The organism is Pseudomonas sp. JZ114 (assembly GCF_051027705.1).
Taxonomy (GTDB): domain Bacteria; phylum Pseudomonadota; class Gammaproteobacteria; order Pseudomonadales; family Pseudomonadaceae; genus Chryseomonas; species Chryseomonas luteola.
Map to the genome: position 1 here is coordinate 2,675,174 of NZ_CP069256.1, position 16,127 is coordinate 2,691,300.

Consider the following 16,127-nt stretch of genomic DNA (forward strand, 5'->3'; position numbering starts at 1 on the left):
GATGCCTTTACTGACTCAGCGCTTGCTTTGCAGAGAGGCCAATACCACTGTACGTGGCTGGATAAGGACCTCAACACGACGGTTCTGAGCGCGCCCTTCGGCATTGTCGTTTGCTGCACGCGGCTGGGTATCGCTCAGACCACGAACGACCAGACGATTGCCATTAAGCCCGCTCAGACGAAAGATGGAGGCTACCGCCTTGGCGCGGCCGAGACTGAGCTGGTCATTAACCGCCTTGGAACCAGTGCTATCCGTGTGTCCCAGCACAATGACGGCGCTCTGGTCATCCTTGAATACCAGCTTGGCGGTACGGCCCAGCGGGCCGAGCATGGATGGCAGAAGCATCTCAGCACGATCAGGGTTGAAGGAGTCGTCAACGTTGGCGATCAGCAGTAAGCCGTCCTCTCTACGCTCCATTTGCATCTTGCTACCGGCGATGGCTTCGCGGATCGTTTTTTCATGCTGATCCAGCCAGTCCTTGCTGACTGTTATCTCTTGGGCTTTCGCTTGAGCCTTTGCCTCGGTTACAGTCTTGTCGCTCTTGCCAAACGGCCACCACCAATGTCCGCCGTCCGCTTTCGCCTGGGTTTCGGTCTTTTGCGTTTCTACCTTCGCCTGGGGGACTGGCTCCTTGGCAGTGGCAACGTCGCTTTCCTTGTGAAAATAACTGCAGGCGGAAACGCTCATGCAGAGAACGACAGTAGTAGTCTTGAGCAGCTTCATGCGTTTTTATCCCATCAGGCGCAAGCCCGCCGAATCGGCACCGACAGGCAAAGTTAAAGTGGTTTCTTAGATTGTGTCTTTAACTGATTATTTCGCAAGGGGTGTACGTTGTCCTTTTGTATCAACCGACAAGCGGTTGAGTAGACTCGGTGGCGAAACGGTCAGGTGAACGAGGGCGGCAAGGGTATCACGTCATAGACGGTGCTTATCAAACGATAGATAGCTCGCTATTGAAATTGCCATTGGCCATCACTACGCTGGGCGCGTCAATTTGTCCTCCCTTGCGTACACTCATGTCTATAAATACACCTAAAGAAATCGCAACACTGGCGATACAGGCTGGTATTGCCAAAAATCGGCTTTCCATTCCTACCCTATTCATTCTTGGCGTTATGGCCGGCGCGTTCATTGCGACTGGTTTTCTTCTCGATATTCACGTTATTGGCACCATGCCCGCCGAATGGGGCTCGTTTGCAGGCTTCGTTGGCGCAGCGGTTTTCCCGGTCGGCCTGATCATGACCGTGCTGGCAGGCGGTGAGTTACTGACGGGCAATATGCTGCTGCTTCCTCTGGCACGTTTTGCAGGCGGTATCAGCACGATGGGGGTGATTCGCAACTGGCTATGGGTCACGCTTGCCAACTTTGTCGGCAGCCTGGCTGTCGCGTACTTCTTCGGTCATATGCTGGGTCTCACCGAGGGTGCATTCCTGGGCAAGACCGTTGCCATTGCGCAGGCAAAGATGAACGCCGACTTCCTTCACGCCTTCGTTTCCGGTATCGGATGCAACTGGCTCGTCTGTCTGGGCGTCTGGATCGCGTTTGCCAGCAAGGATGTGGTAGGTAAAGTCGTGGGCATGTGGTTTCCCGTCATGGCCTTTGTTGCCATCGGTTTTCAGCATGTGGTTGCCAACATGTTTATCATTCCAGCCGCTATCTTTGCAGGCCAGGCTACCTGGGCCCAATGTCTGCCCAACCTGGTAGCGGTTTTCCTGGGTAATGCTGTGGGTGGCGCCGGCTTTGTAGGGTTGGCCTATTTTCTGGCCTATCGCCCTGCATCTGCGCAAGCGACGGCCGATCTGGCGTCAGCGCTACAAAAGACCCAGGCGGATCTTGCACCCACAACACCCACACTCAAGGCCGTGAACGACTGATAAGTTGAAGTGCATAGCGGATTGACCGGCCACCCCTGCCGGTCAATCCATCCTATCCTGATGTCAGAGGCATTGCCCAACGGCTTCTGCCAGCTGCTGAGCTCGCGGGTCCATGAGAATATAAGGTCCCAATGTGTTGGTGGCGAAACCAAATGCTACCCTGCGCTCAGGGTCGGCGAACCCGATAGACCCACCCGCCCCTGGATGACCAAAGGCCTGCACGCCCAGGCCATAGGTTGCGTTGGCGTGGTCAGGCTGGTCCAGCATGAATCCCAGGCCGAAGCGTGTCGAGGTCATTAGCGTCCTGTCGTCACCCCGACTATGTTCCGTGAGCATGTGCTGCAAGACCGTCTGGTCCAGCAATCGACCGTCGAGCAGCCCCGCATAAAACCCTGCCAGTGAGCGCGCATTGCCATGACCGTTGGCGGCAGGCTGCTCGAAACGGCGCCACTCCGGTTTATTGGTGCTGGTCAGAATGCCCGGCGGGTTGGCAAAAGCACGGGTACTCAAGGCTTGGGGGTCGGTCATGGTGGTCTTCAAGAGACGCTGGGCGGCAGCATCCCCCATGTCGCCCTTGCCTCGAGCAATATGCGCAACCCGATGCTCTTCGCTCTCGGGCAGACCGATATGAAAATCCAGCCCAAGCGGCTTGGCCGTTCGGGCAACAATAGCTTCTCCTGGTGAGCGGCCATCAATGCGGCGAATCAGTTCTCCCATCAGCCAGCCATAGGTCATCGGTGAATAGCCGTGGCTCTCGCCTGGCGTCCACCAAGGCGTTTCGGCGGCAAGGGCAGCCGTCATGGTGTCCCAGTCATACAGCGCACTGGCAGGCAATGGAGCACGCAAGGCAGCCAGTCCTGCCTGATGGCACAGTAACTGGCGCACCGTAATGGCGCCCTTGCCTGCAGCTGCAAACTCTGGCCAGTAATGTTGTACTGGTTTATCCAGTTCAAGCCTGCCCTCTTGAACCAACTGCATGGCAGCCACGGCAGTAAAGGCTTTGGTGCAGGAAAACAGATTCAGTATCGTGTCCGTCTGCCAGGCGCTCTGCGCATCCTTGTCCGCCGTGCCTGCCCAGAGATCCAGAACGGTTTCGCCGTCCACCTGAACGCACAGGGCTGCACCGCGGGTATGCACGCCTCGCCCCGGCTCGTCGAACAGAGCACTGAAGCGGTCCCTGACGGTTTCAAAGGCCAGATCGAAATAACCTTGGATCTGCACAGCTGTCTCCTCATCGTGGTCATATTCAAGTCTCTCACACTGACGAGAAGAGACCTCTACTGCTGCACTTCCAGCCGGAACGGCGGTAAGGTGCTCAGGATGGCCTTGCCATAACGCTGCGTAACGACACGACGATCCAGCAGGCTGATCGTGCCGCTGTCCGACTCGGTGCGTAGGAGACGTCCACAAGCCTGGATCAGGCGCAGCGAGGCATCGGGCACAGCGATTTCCATGAACGGATTGCCACCCCGTGCCTCGATCCATTCGGCCAAAGCAGCCTCGACAGGATCATCCGGCACCGCAAAGGGAATCTTGGCAATTACGACGTGCTCACAATAGGCCCCGGGCAGGTCGACCCCTTCGGCAAAGCTGGCCAGACCGAACAATACGCTGGGCTCGCCATCATCCACACGGGAGCGGTGCTTATTGAGCGTCTCCTGCTTGGACAGGTTACCCTGGATCAGTACACGGCGGCGCCAGTCACGCTCCAGCCCATCGAAGACATCCTGCATCTGTCGCCGGGAAGAAAACAGCACCAATGCCCCCTTGGCCCCTTCCAGCATATCGGGCAGCTCTCGCACGATAGCCGCCGTATGGGCCGCAGAGTCTCTCGGATCCGCCTGCAGATTAGGTACGCGCAATAACCCTGCCTCGGCATATTTGAAGGGACTGGGCACAATTGCCGTGTTGGCGCTTTGAGGCAGGCCTGCCCGCATCCGAAAACGATCGAATGTCCCCAGCGCCGTCAAGGTGGCGGAAGTTACCAGCGCGCCATAAGCCACGTTCCATAGCGTACGCCGTAGCGTTTCCGCAGCCAGGATGGGACTGGCATTGACCTCGATATCATGGAATGCACCGGACTCTACCAATGTCAGCCAGCGCGCCATGGGTGGTGAGTCGGTCGGATCTTCCAGCGTAAAGGCCGTCCACAGCTCCCAATTACCCTGGGACCGAGCCAGCAGGCTGCCAAACAACGGATACCATTCCTCAGCCTGATAGCTTGCAATGCCAATGCTTTTCTCCCCGTCCATGGCTTCTTTCAAGAGGTCCGTAAGACGAGTGAACAGGTCGGACAGCTGGGCAAAGCCCTTTTTGAGCTCAGCTCCCATTTCCCTTAAATCCGCTGGGACGAGGCCACCAACGAACCGATGGCGAGGCCGATCACGCCCCTCCATGTCTTCGCCGGCGCGAAACTCGGCCAGCTGCTCACAGGCTGTAAACATGAACTGCTGCTGGGTACGAATCTGTCTGGCCAGTTCGGGTACTTGCTCAACCAGCCGTCCCAGCTCGCCCGGCAAGGGATGTTGAGCCAGCAGCTTGGTCAGATTCTTGGCGATTTGCTCCAGCCACTCGGCCGTGGAGCGCAGGCGGGTAAAGTGAGCGAAGTGATTGATCGCCTTGTCCGGCAGGTGATGGCCTTCGTCAAACACATAAATGGTATCGCGCGGGTCGGGCAGAATAGCCCCGCCACCGAGCGCAAGGTCAGCCAGTACAAGATCATGGTTGGTAACGATCACGTCTACCTTGGTCATGCCTTCACGGGCACGGAAAAAGGCGCACTGCTGAAAATTCGGGCAGTGCCGATTGGTGCACTGCGTATGGTCAGTGGTTATTCGTGACCAGTGTTGGTCATTAATGGCTTCTGGCCAGCTGTCACGGTCACCGTCCCAGCGATTACTGGCCAAGCGCTCGATCATCTTCGTAAACAGCTTCTGACCAGCCTCATCGACGTCGATCGTAAAGCCATCATCCGCAAACAGCTGAGCGGTCGTATTCTGGGCTTCGCTTTCCTGCAGCATGAGATCCAGGCGCGACAGGCACAGGTAGCGCCCTCGCCCCTTTGCCAGGGCAAAATTGAACGACAGACCACTGTTACGCAGGATATCTGGAAGGTCCTTGTTGACGATCTGCTCCTGCAGAGCCACTGTTGCCGTCGCAATGACCAGACGCTTGCCGGCCGCCTTGGCCGCAGGAATGGCGGCGAGACTATAGGCAACGGTCTTGCCGGTACCGGTTCCGGCTTCCACAGCCACGACGGCAGGATCGCCAACGCGACGCCCTTCGTCATCCTGCTTGATCGCACCGAGCCCTTTAGCCGTCTCGGCAATCATCAGCCGCTGACCATAGCGCGGCTTGAGCGACTTGGCTTCGAGAAAGCGGGTATAAGCCCCCTGAATCTGGGACTTGAGTTCGGCACTAAGCATGGGGTTCCTCGACAGGGAAGCGTCATACGCTTCCAACAGGCACCGCGGGTAGGCGGCCCTATCAGACACACAGGACTGTATAAATTATCAGTACTTGAACAGAAGCGCTATGATAACGCGCCTTCACGCCGGTGCCGAACGTATCATCCGATTTCGGCACCGATTTATCAGGAATGTTTGAATGACACCCTCTACCTAGCTCTATACCATCCATGTTCTTGCTGCCGTGCTTTGGGTAGGCGGCCTCTTTTTCGCCTGGGTCATTCTGCATCCGGTAGTTACTGCAATACTGGATACCCCGTCACGCGCCCGCTTCTGGAATACGCTATTTCCACGATTCTTTCGCTGGGTGTGGGGAGTCGTTATTGTACTACCGGCTACAGGAATTGGGATTCTTCACCTTAATTTCAATGGCTTCGAAACCGCGCCCCGCTATATCCAGATCATGATGGGATTATATCTGGCCATGGTGGCGCTGCTTCTCAAGATCCAGGCCGTTCAGCTGCCTCAGCTCAAACGGAGCGTATCAGATCAGGATTGGCCGACGGCCGCCCAGACGCTGAAGCGAATCCGTACACTGGCAGGCTTTAACCTTTTGCTTGGCGTCATTGTGCTGATTGTCGCGGCGGCCCGTCTTAATACCTTTAGCTGAATCAATTTGCTGCAGCTACCGTAATCGGCAGGCGATACCAGTGGAAGACGCCAAACAGCAGCACCTGAAGCCGATCCAACCATGGGCTCGGTCGGTTTCTGACGCGTGCACCCACAGCAAGCACTTCGATGACATGCAAAATCAACAATGCCACTGCAGCGCCATTGATCAATAGCTGAAAGGGATAAGCGAAAGGTTCAAGAAGATTGGCTAGGACTGCCAACCAAAACACCAGAAACGCCACTTTGCCCACAATACTCAACAGCCTCATCACCGCCTCCTTTGTTTCAGACGATGACCATACCTGAGTTTGCTCCAGGTGCAAGCCTCTGGCAGGCACCTGGAATAGGCCTCAAGACAGGTTACTGACGCTCGACTAAGATCTCTACGCGCCGGTTGGTAGCACGACCTTCTGCCGTTTCGTTGGTAGCCACGGGCTGGCTTTCCCCAAGGCCTTGGACAGAGACGATACTGGCCGCCGGAACGCCCGACTGAACCAGGTAATTACGCACGGCTGCTGCACGACGCTCAGACAGGCGCTGGTTGTACTTTTCAGTACCCTTGCTGTCAGTATGTCCGTTAATTGTCAGCCGTGTCGTGGACGCTTCGTTTCTTAACCGGGAGGCTACGGTATCGAGCTGCGCACGGTCCGCCGGACTGATTTCGGCCGAATCGAAGGCAAAGTGCAGATCACGTACAACAATGGTCTCTTGGCGAGGAAGCGGCTCGGGTGCAGGCGTGGGAGCCGGCGCAGGCGTTACCGGTTCGACAGCAGCTACCTGCTCTTCACCCTGCCCATGAACATAGCAGTAAGCCCCCGCCGTGGCGCCGGCAACCAGCCCGCCCCACCCAGCATAGCTACTGCTTTCAATGGCGCCGACGGCCGCACCCGTGGCACCACCAATGGCGGCACACGCAGGCCAGTCCGTTTTCTTTACACCAGCGCAACCTGTTAAAACACTGCCCACCAGAATGAGGGGTAAAGCGGTCCTTATAATCGTCATTGTTGTCTCCTATTAAGGACTAGAAAAGCGACCTCGAAAAAGGAATTGGACATCGATTTCTCCGCTCCGTCAGACTGGCGGTACAGGCCTGATCTTGACAGTGCCGCTTGATTAGTCTCCACAACAACCGCCGAGGTTCCACATGACCGCGACATTATCGTCACGTACTCCGCAACAGGCCTTGGCCGCGCTATTGGATCACTACACCCCTACTCGCCTGCTGATGGTCAGTGCCAGCGAGATACCTGCCGTGCAGGCTTTCAAGGCAGCTCACCCTGACTGCGAGTTGACGCAGTCCCCTGCCGGATCATTACAGGAACCGGTATCCCACCAACGCTATGACCTGGCTATCCTGGCTGACTGTCTGGAACACCTGTCCGTACGTGAAGGTCAGCAACTACTGGGCGGAATCCGCAACCTCAACGCCAGTCGGCTGGCTGTCCTGGTCGATCTGGCCGCCAGCCAATGGCAGCCCAGGGACTTCTATGCCCTGGCCATGCAACAGAGCGAGCGCTTTCAGCGTGATCAGCAAACCCTGACGTTGTTCACGTATGATTTGCATGATTACAAGCAGGTACCGGACTGGCTAAACGCCCGCTTCTGGGCCCATCCTGAACTCTTTGGAAAATATTGGTGGTAACGATGGCATCTGCTCCTTGCCCATGCGGCAGCGACGAGCTACTCGACAACTGCTGCGGCCGCTATCATTCAGGTGCCTCAGCCCCTACAGCGGAGGCGCTGATGCGCTCGCGTTACAGCGCCTATGTGCTGGGGTTGATCGACTACCTGATCGAGACGACCTTGCCTGCACAACAGGCAGGACTGGACAGGGCAGCCATAAGCGCCTGGAGTGCCCAGAGCACCTGGCTTGGGCTTGAGGTTGAAAGCCATGAGCCTCTGGGAGGCGTGCCTGAGCACGCCTGGGTCATCTTTGTGGCCCGCTGGCACGATGCGCAGGGTGACCATGCCCACCGTGAGCGCTCGGCGTTTGTTCAACAGCAGGGGCGCTGGTATTTCCTGGATCCGACCGTGGCCATGGCGGCAGGCCGCAACGACCCCTGCCCATGTGGCAGCACGACCAAATTCAAGAAATGTTGCGGCCCTTTCCTGCCATGAGTAGAGCCGCTACACCAGTTTAAGATGAGACGTATCGGGCACCTGGACGGCTGCCTGTGGCCTTTCCTCGCCCATGTCGCTTCCTACCGGTGCCAGTGTGAACTTGCCCAGATCAACCTGGGGCGGAGCGACCTCGGCCTTCTGGTCCTGCAGATCCGCTCCAACCGGTGCCAAGCCAAAGTCCGGAGCATCCACATTGACGAACGCTGCCATGACCTCATCGCGCGGCGCGACGGATACACGACGCGGTACAGACGATGCGCCCGACTCCGCCTTTTCAGCATTGACTGGAGCTGGTGCAAGGTCGATCTCTTCGGCAATCGCCATTGACACGACTTCAACCCTAGCACCGGCATGGGTCAGCGCAGCCCGATATTTTTCAGCAGCGGCTGCATCCAGTCTATTCTTGATAATGACGCGGCGCCCGGAAAACAGCTGAGCGATACGCTTCTCGTCCGTCTGGAACAACCGAGCCAGGTTGGCACGTACTTGCGCTTCGTCAGCACCTGTCACTACCTCACCGGAAAAGGCGATCTCGAAAAGGCTCATGTTCATCATCCTGTCTAGCTTGAGGGCTATAAGTTCTGTAGATTGCTTACCGCCTGAGGAGCGGCTAGCCCGTTTTTCAACCTGTATAAGTACAACATAATGGCCCAGGCACTTGCCGACTTCAGAATAAAATGAGCATGGCTCGCGTTTGGGTAAGGTCCAGCTTATGCCAGGCACGCCTGTGCAACAATCGGACCGAGCTATTTTTCAATGCGCCGACGCGCTGTAACCGCTGCCCTTCGTTATGGAGTCGTCACATGTTTTTTCGGGCATTCAACAGGAGAGTCCTAGGTCTCTCGCTAGGCATCCTGATCCTGTTTGGAATCAGTGGCTGTACGTGGTTCTCCAGGGATTATGAAGACCCTGAAATACAGCTGACCCAGGTAGACCTGCTCAAAGCCAAATTATGGGGACAGGAATTCCTGTTGCACTTCAAGGTGGACAACCCCAACGATATCGATCTGCCCATTCGTGGCATGACGTATGCGATCTACCTGGAAGATGTTCCCCTTGCCGAAGGCGAAACGGGGCGTAACTTCACGATCCCAGCCTCTGGCAGCACGGAGTTTACCCTCCCCGTGCAGACCAATATGTGGCGGTACGTCAAAGACATCGTCAAACTGATCAAACGGACCGACAAGCCCGTTCATTATCGTCTCGTTGGCGAAGTGAAGACCGGCTTGATGTTTGGCCGCAGCGTCTATATATCGCGCAGCGGCGAGATCGTCCCGAACAATTTTTTACCGGAGTAATCAATGAACCAGCAACCCCACGTCCACGGCCCTGACTGCAATCATGACCACGATCACGGCCATCATCACCATGTTCATGGGCCGCATTGCAATCATGGTCCAGCTACCCCTGTTCGCAACCCACTCAAAGAGATCGGTCGCAACGATCCCTGCCCGTGCGGAAGCGAGAAAAAGTACAAGAAGTGCCACGGCGCTTCATGAATAAATGACGGCCCACTAATGTGGGCCGTTCTCGTTCATCGTTCCTTTCGAACTGTAAGCGTCCAGCCCGGTCACTCCTTTGGCAGTACCCTTTGCCCCGGAGAGCCTTGATGATCGATCTTTATTACTGGACTACCCCCAACGGCCACAAAGTAACGCTGTTTCTTGAGGAAGCCGAACTGCCCTACCGCATTCATCCCATCAACATCATGAAGGATGAACAGTTTGCGCCAGACTTTCTGAAGATTTCGCCCAACAACAAGATTCCTGCCATTGTCGATCAGAACCCGGCAGATAATGGCAGCCCCGTGACGCTGTTCGAGTCTGGCGCCATCCTGCTCTATCTGGCAGAAAAAACCGGCAAATTCATCCCGCTGAATATCCGCGGACGTCAGGAGGTCATGCAGTGGCTATTCTGGCAAATGGGCGGTCTGGGCCCTATGGCCGGTCAGAACCACCATTTCGGGCGTTTCGCCAAAGAGAAGATTCCTTATGCGATTGATCGCTACGTGAGCGAGACCGCGCGCCTTTACAGCGTACTGAACAAGCGACTGGAAGATCGGGACTTTGTGGCAGGTGGGGAATACACCATTGCCGACATGGCCATTTATCCGTGGATTGTGCCCTACGAATGGCAACAGCAAAAGCTGGAAGACTATCCCAATATCAAGCGGTGGTTTGAGACGATCAGCATGCGAACCGCTACTGTCCGCGCCTATGACCTCGTCAACAAGGTAAACCCGCCAACGGCGAGCTGACTACCGGAGCAGGCGTCGGCAGCTTATAGCGTCCGACGCCTGTCATGATCACGTCAGCGGCTGACCGTCATCATCGTGGAAGCGGGCCTTTTCAACCGCTGGCGTACGCCACCCAGCCGACACACCCCACAGGAAAAATACCAGACCAATCACCGCGACCACCGCCAGATCCCATCCGTACGGCAGATAACCCTGGCCACCGAAACGGTCGCTTCCCGCCCAGGAGACCGCTGCCAACACCGGCAGGAAACACAGCAGCCACAGCGAGCCGCGGAAATGACGGCTGAAACCCTTCCACCCCTGCTTGGCCTGGTAGTAGATGTATATGGGCAACGCCGCCACGATCAGCAGCATGATTTCACCTGTCCGAGGCCACTTGGCCCAGTAGAGAAGCTCAGTGGCGAAAATAAACGCCAGTGCGGCTAAAACAGACAGCCCTCGGATTCGCAAGGGGCGATAGAGCTCAGGCGCCGTCCGCCGCAATGCCATGACACTTACCGGCCCGGTCAGGTAGGAAATGATCGTGGCAACAGAAATAACTGCCGCCAGTGTGCCCCAGCCCCGGAAAAAAAACAGGAAGATGAAGGACACCGCAAGGTTCAGCCACATGGCCGGGCGGGGAATCCCGAACTTGGGATGTACATGCCCGAACATGGCCGGCAGGCTGCCGTTGCGCTGGATACCATAGATCATCCGCGCAGTGGTGGCGGTATAGGTAGCGCCTGTTCCGCTCGGGCTGACAAAGGCGTCCGCATAGAGCAGAAAGGCCAGCCAGTTCAGGTTCAAGGCCAGCGCCAGTTGGGCAAAAGGTGAGCTGTATTCAAGACCTGCCCATCCCTCGTGCAGATGCTCAGGAGGAACGGCGCCTAGAAAGGCAACCTGGAGGAGAAGGTAGATCACCGTGGCGATAATGATCGAACCGATTACCCCAAAGGGTACGCTACGGCCGGGATTATGCGCCTCGCCTGCAAGATTTACCGGACTTTGGAAACCATTGAAACTGAACACAATGCCGCTGATGGCTACTGCTGTCAGAACGGCCGAAATACTGATGGAGTGGTCTTCGCCGGTGATGCCAACGGTAAAATTCTCACTGTGAAAACCTGACAGCATGAGCGCTATGGCGGTCAGTGCCGGTACCACTAACTTGAATATTGTGATTGCGCTGTTACTGCGGGCATAGAGCTTGACGCCCCAAAAGTTGAGCAGGAAGTAGACGACTACCAGGAGCGCGGCCAGTATCAGACCGGTTGTACTCAACTCGCCATGACCGCTGCTGACACTGTAAAGGTCCTGCGCCCATTGCCAGGGCCAGGACGCCATATACTGAACAGAAGCCTCTGCCTCGACCGGGATGACCGATACAATCGCGATCCAATTGGCCCATCCGCCAATGAACCCTACCAGAGAGCCGTGCGAGTAGTGCCCATAGCGCACCATGCCGCCCGACTCTGGAAACATGGCACCCAGCTCGGCATAGGTCAGCGCGATGAAAAGAATGATCACTGCACCTAATAACCACGCATAGATAGCCCCGGGGCCTGCCAGCTGGGCAGCATGCCAGGCACCAAACAACCAGCCGGATCCGATGATCGACCCCAGCCCAGTAAACATTAAAGCCAGAGGCCCTAAATCGCGACGGATCGCGCGCTCATTCGACATCGTGTACTCCTTGGTCAGCGCCTTAAAAGACGGACTCAAGGCCGATGAACAGAGCAACAACGGGCCAAAAGTCGCCCGTCCAATTGGCGAAGCGACAAATCATGTCAGAATGTTTCTGTCGTGATAAGGATTAAATGTCGTTTTTAAACAAGTGTGATCCGCTTCACTGGTCAGAAAAATCACACCCGCTGGCGGAATGGACTGGACAGTGCTTGCCTGGATAACAACGCCTCACTAACGTAGCGCGCTTTTGAAACCCTGCTCCTCTGGAGACTATCCGTTCATGGATTTTCCTGCTTACCGGCGCCATCTAGGTCGTCTTGGTCTTGTTTCAGTACTGGGGCTTGCGGGCTGCCAGACAACGTTTGATCAACGTGACACGGATAGCCTTCCACCCAGCTCGGGCGTTCAGCCTATCAAGGGACTTGCAGAAAACGCGTCGATTCGGCGAAGCGAACTGGGCGTGCCCCTGATCGAAACATCGACCTTTCACGATGCGCTGTTCACGTTGGGTTATGTCCACGCATCGGATCGACTGAGCCAAATGATTACCTTGCGCCTGCTGGCGCAAGGACGGCTGGCAGAAATGGCAGGGCCGGACGCATTGGACACCGATCGCCTTATGCGTGCGGTCAATCTTAGGAAAACGGCAGAAACTGCCTACAAGAATGCATCGCCACGCCTGAAGAAATTCCTAGAGGTCTACGCTCGCGGCGTTAACGCCTACCTGTTCCGTTACCGGAACAAGCTTCCAGCAGATCTGGCCGCCACCGGTTATCAGCCTGAATATTGGAAGCCTGAGGACTCCGCCCTGCTCTTTGCTCTGCTCGATTTCAGTCTGTCCGTCAATCTGAACGAGGAACTGGCCAGTCTGGCGTTGGCACAAAAGGTCAGCGCCGATACCTTGGCCTGGTTGCTGCCCAGCTATCCCGATGAGCCGATTCCCGTCGACGAAGCTGCCAAACTCAAGGGTTTGTCCTTGGCGGGACAAATCCCAGGGCTGGAGGCGTTGAACACAGCCTCAACACGCCTCGCCCAGGTAAACGGATTGACGGTTCCCGCCGGAAGCAGCTGGGCCATTGCTCCGCAGCGCAGTCGCAGCGGCAAGAGCCTGTTGGCAGGTGACCTCAGCCAATCGCTAGCCCTGTCATCAGCCTGGAGCTACGTACAGGTTCATGCGCCCCGTTATCAGGCGGCAGGATTGTCCCTGGCGGGAACGCCGTTCATTCTTTCCGGCTACAACGGCAAGCTGGCCTGGTCGTTTTCTCCAGCCATGGGCGACACTCAGGATCTATATCTTGAACGTGTACGCACCCAGGGCAGCGGCTTGAACTACGAGGTCAATGGACAATGGACACCTGCAGCGGCCCGTTCCGAGACTTTTTTCATCAAAGGCCAGCGGCCGGTACGAGAGACTGTCTTCGAAACCCGGCATGGCCCGCTGATCAATCATCAAGTCGGCCAGCAAAGCGGTTATGGTCTGGCCTTGCGCAGGGCTACGCTCGATACGGACAAATCCATGGATGCAGTATTCGACCTGAGCCGGGCTAAGGATGTTGACCGCGCGTTCGAGATAACCCGAGACATCCGAGCGCTTGCGCTGAATATAGTCTTTGCCGACGCCGAACATGTTGCGTGGCAGGTGACCGGCCTGTACCCCAACCGCCGAGAAGGACGCGGGCTGCTGCCCTCACCCGGGTGGACCGATCGTTATGAATGGGATGGTTTTGCCGACCCGATGTTGCATCCCTATGACCAGGACCCTTCCCAAGGGTGGCTTGGCAATGCTGGCAACCGTACGGTGCCGCTGGGGTATGGCATGCAGCTGTCGAGCTCGTGGCAGGCTCCCGAGCGGGCCGAACGTATCGCTCGGCTTGCAGGCTCGCAGACACGGCTGGAAGCTCGCAACCTGATGGCCATGCAGGCAGACCAGACCTCACCGTTGGTCGCCAAGGTCCAGGCCATGCTGAGCGCACCGGGCATGGCTCAGCCCCTCAAATCGGCCATCGAGGCCCTACCGGCTGAGCAACGCGCACATGCCAGCGAGGCCTTGCGCCGAATCGGCACGTTCGATGGGCGCCTATTGGCCACGTCAGCCGATGCGGCCGTCTATGAAGCATTTCTGCAGGCTACCGCTCGACTGACTTTTGCCGATGAACTGGGAGGAAGCAACAGCCCGGCGATGCAGGCCCTCAACCGGATCGCCCCGCTCTCTTACTCAGCTCAAATCGATCATCTTCTGACCCGGGACGATAGTCCTTTCTGGAATGATACCCAGACGACAGCCGGACACGACAAGCCGGCCATTCTTGCCCAGGCGCTTGCCTCAGCCATTGCCGAATGCGAGCAGGTCATGGGTAATGACCGAAACAGCTGGCAATGGGGGCGTCTGCACACGTATGACTGGCAGGGCGAAACCGAACAGGCGGCCGCCCGGCCAGGTACCAGTACACGCTATCCCGCTCGCCGGGCATATCCAGCAGGCGGAGACTTCTCGACACTGGATCGCTCGGCCTATGGCTGGGGCAACGGCTTTGGGGCACACAGTGCCAACAGCTTGCGCATGGTCGTGGATTTTGGTCAGCCGGAACCATTCATGGCCATTGATGGCAAGGGGCAGTCGGATAATCCGGCCAGCCCTTACTACGGCAAGGGCATCGAACCCTGGCTGAAAGGTCAGTACTCCAGCTTCCCCTTCCAGCCGCACAATCTGGATCGTGTTTATGGCACGCGTCGTCTGACGCTAACGCCTGCCCAATAAGCGAGCCGGCCCTGGCATATCACTTGCTTTATGTCTCTTCAGAAGCAAGTGCCAACGGCGGCATTTGCTGACCGTATATTCGACAATGGCGTCGTTCTGCGCCGATAACCCTTGTTATCGGCCTTAACGGCGCTTTTTTGTTTATGTTTTGCCAAGGCTTGCCATGACGACGATTAACGCCCTCGCCTGGGTATCAGGCTCGGATGCACCAGAACGGAGCATTGTAAATCTGGGCTTCATGCCCCTGACCGATTCTGCCTCGCTGATCGTGGCAGCCACTCAAGGATTTGCTCAACCCTACGGATTGACCCTGCACCTACATCGTCAGCCGTCCTGGTCAGCCCTGAGGGATCGTCTACTCAATGGCGAGCTGGATGCGGCGCACAGCCTGTACAGCATGATCTATGGCCTGCAATTGGGGCTGGGCAGCTCGTCACCTACCGACATGGCTGTCCTGATGGGCTTGGCCCAGAATGGGCAAAGCATCAACCTCTCAGCCTCGCTCGCGACCGAAGGTGTCACTACAGCTGAAGCACTGGCACACCGTATTCAGCAGTCTTCGCAGGCTCCGCTTGTGCTGGCGCATACCCTACCCACCGGGACTCATGCGCTCTGGCTGTACTACTGGCTGGCCGCCAAAGGCATCCATCCGCTGGAAGATGTGAGCACCGCTGTGGTGCCTCCACCGATGATGGTGGAGCATTTACGCGCCGGCCGAATCGATGGGTATTGTGTAGGCGAGCCCTGGGGCGCCTCGGCCATTGAGCAAGGCCTGGGCGTGACCCTGGCTACAACGCAATCCATCTGGCCGGATCATCCAGAAAAGGTGTTGGCCTGTACCCGTGCGTTTGCCGAGCAGAACCCCAACACGGCCCGTGCCTTGATCTGTGCCCTGCTCGATGCCAGTCGGTTCATCGAGGAAAGCCTCGAGAACCGCCGCAGCACTGCACAACTCATCAGCGGCGCCGCTTATATCAACGCACCGGTAAGCGCCATCGAGCCGCGCATGCTGGGTCAGTATACAGATGGACTGGGGCAGCGCTGGCAGGATGAGCACCCCCTGCGCTTCTTTCATAAGGGCGCAGTCAATATGCCCTATCTATCAGATGGCATGTGGTTCATGACTCAATTCCGCCGCTGGGGTCTTTTACGTAATGATCCTGATTACGTGGGAGTGGCCCGTCAGGTACAGCAGCTCTCGCTTTACGGCGAGGCGGCAGCGCGTGTAGGCGTGGAGGTTCCTGGTCAGCCCCTGCGCAGCGCTACGCTCATTGACGGCCGGGTATGGGATGGACAGGATCCGGCAGGCTACGCCCGCAGCTTTACCCTGCATGCCCTGGCTGACGCCATGCTTAATCCACTGACTTGACTTC

General features: G+C 57.2%; 16 protein-coding genes. 9 read left to right on the forward strand and 7 right to left on the reverse strand.

Annotated elements, in window-relative coordinates:
* Positions 1-15: 15 nt before the first annotated feature.
* Positions 16-723: an OmpA family protein gene (locus JQR90_RS12520; RefSeq protein WP_010794969.1), complete on the reverse strand. Its 708-nt coding sequence runs from the start codon at positions 721-723 to the stop codon at positions 16-18.
* Positions 724-1,016: 293 nt separating this feature from the next.
* Between JQR90_RS12520 and JQR90_RS12525 the strand changes: the two genes are divergently transcribed.
* Positions 1,017-1,874, forward strand: coding sequence for a formate/nitrite transporter family protein (locus JQR90_RS12525; protein WP_010794970.1), 858 nt, complete (start codon positions 1,017-1,019; stop codon positions 1,872-1,874).
* Between the two features lie 63 nt (positions 1,875-1,937).
* Here JQR90_RS12525 and JQR90_RS12530 read toward each other — a convergent pair whose 3' ends face one another.
* Positions 1,938-3,095 (reverse strand): serine hydrolase domain-containing protein, encoded by a 1,158-nt coding sequence (locus JQR90_RS12530; RefSeq protein ID WP_010794971.1) that lies wholly within the window; start codon positions 3,093-3,095, stop codon positions 1,938-1,940.
* Between the two features lie 56 nt (positions 3,096-3,151).
* Entirely contained in the window at positions 3,152-5,299 is a 2,148-nt protein-coding gene (gene dinG, locus JQR90_RS12535; RefSeq protein WP_286790135.1) for an ATP-dependent DNA helicase DinG, read from the reverse strand.
* A 226-nt stretch (positions 5,300-5,525) separates the two neighbouring features.
* Here dinG and JQR90_RS12540 point away from each other — a divergent pair, with 226 nt between their 5' ends.
* A complete protein-coding gene (locus JQR90_RS12540) occupies positions 5,526-5,951 on the forward strand; it encodes a CopD family protein (RefSeq protein WP_434140035.1) in 426 nt (141 codons plus the stop codon).
* A 1-nt stretch (position 5,952) separates the two neighbouring features.
* Here the strand turns inward: JQR90_RS12540 and JQR90_RS12545 are convergent, their stop codons facing one another.
* The gene (locus tag JQR90_RS12545; protein WP_010794974.1) at positions 5,953-6,222 is read right to left on the reverse strand and encodes a DUF1145 domain-containing protein; all 270 of its coding nucleotides are present in this window, start codon (positions 6,220-6,222) and stop codon (positions 5,953-5,955) included.
* Positions 6,223-6,313: 91 nt separating this feature from the next.
* Complete coding sequence (locus tag JQR90_RS12550) at positions 6,314-6,955, reverse strand: OmpA family protein (protein WP_010794975.1); 642 nt, start codon at positions 6,953-6,955, stop codon at positions 6,314-6,316.
* A 142-nt stretch (positions 6,956-7,097) separates the two neighbouring features.
* Here JQR90_RS12550 and JQR90_RS12555 point away from each other — a divergent pair, with 142 nt between their 5' ends.
* Both JQR90_RS12555 and JQR90_RS12560 read left to right on the forward strand, forming a co-directional pair.
* On the forward strand, positions 7,098-7,595 hold the full coding sequence (locus JQR90_RS12555) for a DUF6231 family protein (RefSeq protein ID WP_010794976.1): 498 nt from the start codon (positions 7,098-7,100) through the stop codon (positions 7,593-7,595).
* 2 nt (positions 7,596-7,597) lie between these two features.
* Positions 7,598-8,071, forward strand: a complete 474-nt coding sequence (locus JQR90_RS12560; protein WP_037029600.1) for a YchJ family protein — start codon at positions 7,598-7,600, stop codon at positions 8,069-8,071.
* 9 nt (positions 8,072-8,080) lie between these two features.
* Here JQR90_RS12560 and JQR90_RS12565 read toward each other — a convergent pair whose 3' ends face one another.
* Positions 8,081-8,620 (reverse strand): hypothetical protein, encoded by a 540-nt coding sequence (locus tag JQR90_RS12565; RefSeq protein ID WP_010794978.1) that lies wholly within the window; start codon positions 8,618-8,620, stop codon positions 8,081-8,083.
* 257 nt (positions 8,621-8,877) lie between these two features.
* On the opposite strand from JQR90_RS12565, the gene JQR90_RS12570 reads away from it, so the two are divergent.
* The 3 genes from JQR90_RS12570 (at position 8,878) to JQR90_RS12580 (ending at position 10,331) form a co-directional block, all read left to right on the forward strand.
* The gene (locus JQR90_RS12570) at positions 8,878-9,372 is read left to right on the forward strand and encodes an LEA type 2 family protein (RefSeq protein ID WP_010794979.1); all 495 of its coding nucleotides are present in this window, start codon (positions 8,878-8,880) and stop codon (positions 9,370-9,372) included.
* A 3-nt stretch (positions 9,373-9,375) separates the two neighbouring features.
* Positions 9,376-9,573 carry an SEC-C metal-binding domain-containing protein gene (locus JQR90_RS12575; RefSeq protein WP_010794980.1) on the forward strand — a complete coding sequence of 66 codons (198 nt, stop codon included), beginning with the start codon at positions 9,376-9,378 and terminating at the stop codon, positions 9,571-9,573.
* A 110-nt stretch (positions 9,574-9,683) separates the two neighbouring features.
* Positions 9,684-10,331 carry a glutathione binding-like protein gene (locus JQR90_RS12580; RefSeq protein ID WP_010794981.1) on the forward strand — a complete coding sequence of 216 codons (648 nt, stop codon included), beginning with the start codon at positions 9,684-9,686 and terminating at the stop codon, positions 10,329-10,331.
* A gap of 48 nt (positions 10,332-10,379) precedes the next feature.
* Here JQR90_RS12580 and JQR90_RS12585 read toward each other — a convergent pair whose 3' ends face one another.
* Positions 10,380-11,993, reverse strand: a complete 1,614-nt coding sequence (locus JQR90_RS12585) for an APC family permease (RefSeq protein ID WP_010794982.1) — start codon at positions 11,991-11,993, stop codon at positions 10,380-10,382.
* 283 nt (positions 11,994-12,276) lie between these two features.
* Between JQR90_RS12585 and JQR90_RS12590 the strand changes: the two genes are divergently transcribed.
* Positions 12,277-14,754 (forward strand): penicillin acylase family protein, encoded by a 2,478-nt coding sequence (locus tag JQR90_RS12590; RefSeq protein WP_434140036.1) that lies wholly within the window; start codon positions 12,277-12,279, stop codon positions 14,752-14,754.
* 163 nt (positions 14,755-14,917) lie between these two features.
* Entirely contained in the window at positions 14,918-16,123 is a 1,206-nt protein-coding gene (locus JQR90_RS12595) for a CmpA/NrtA family ABC transporter substrate-binding protein (protein WP_010794984.1), read from the forward strand.
* The last annotated feature ends 4 nt before the right edge of the window (positions 16,124-16,127 follow it).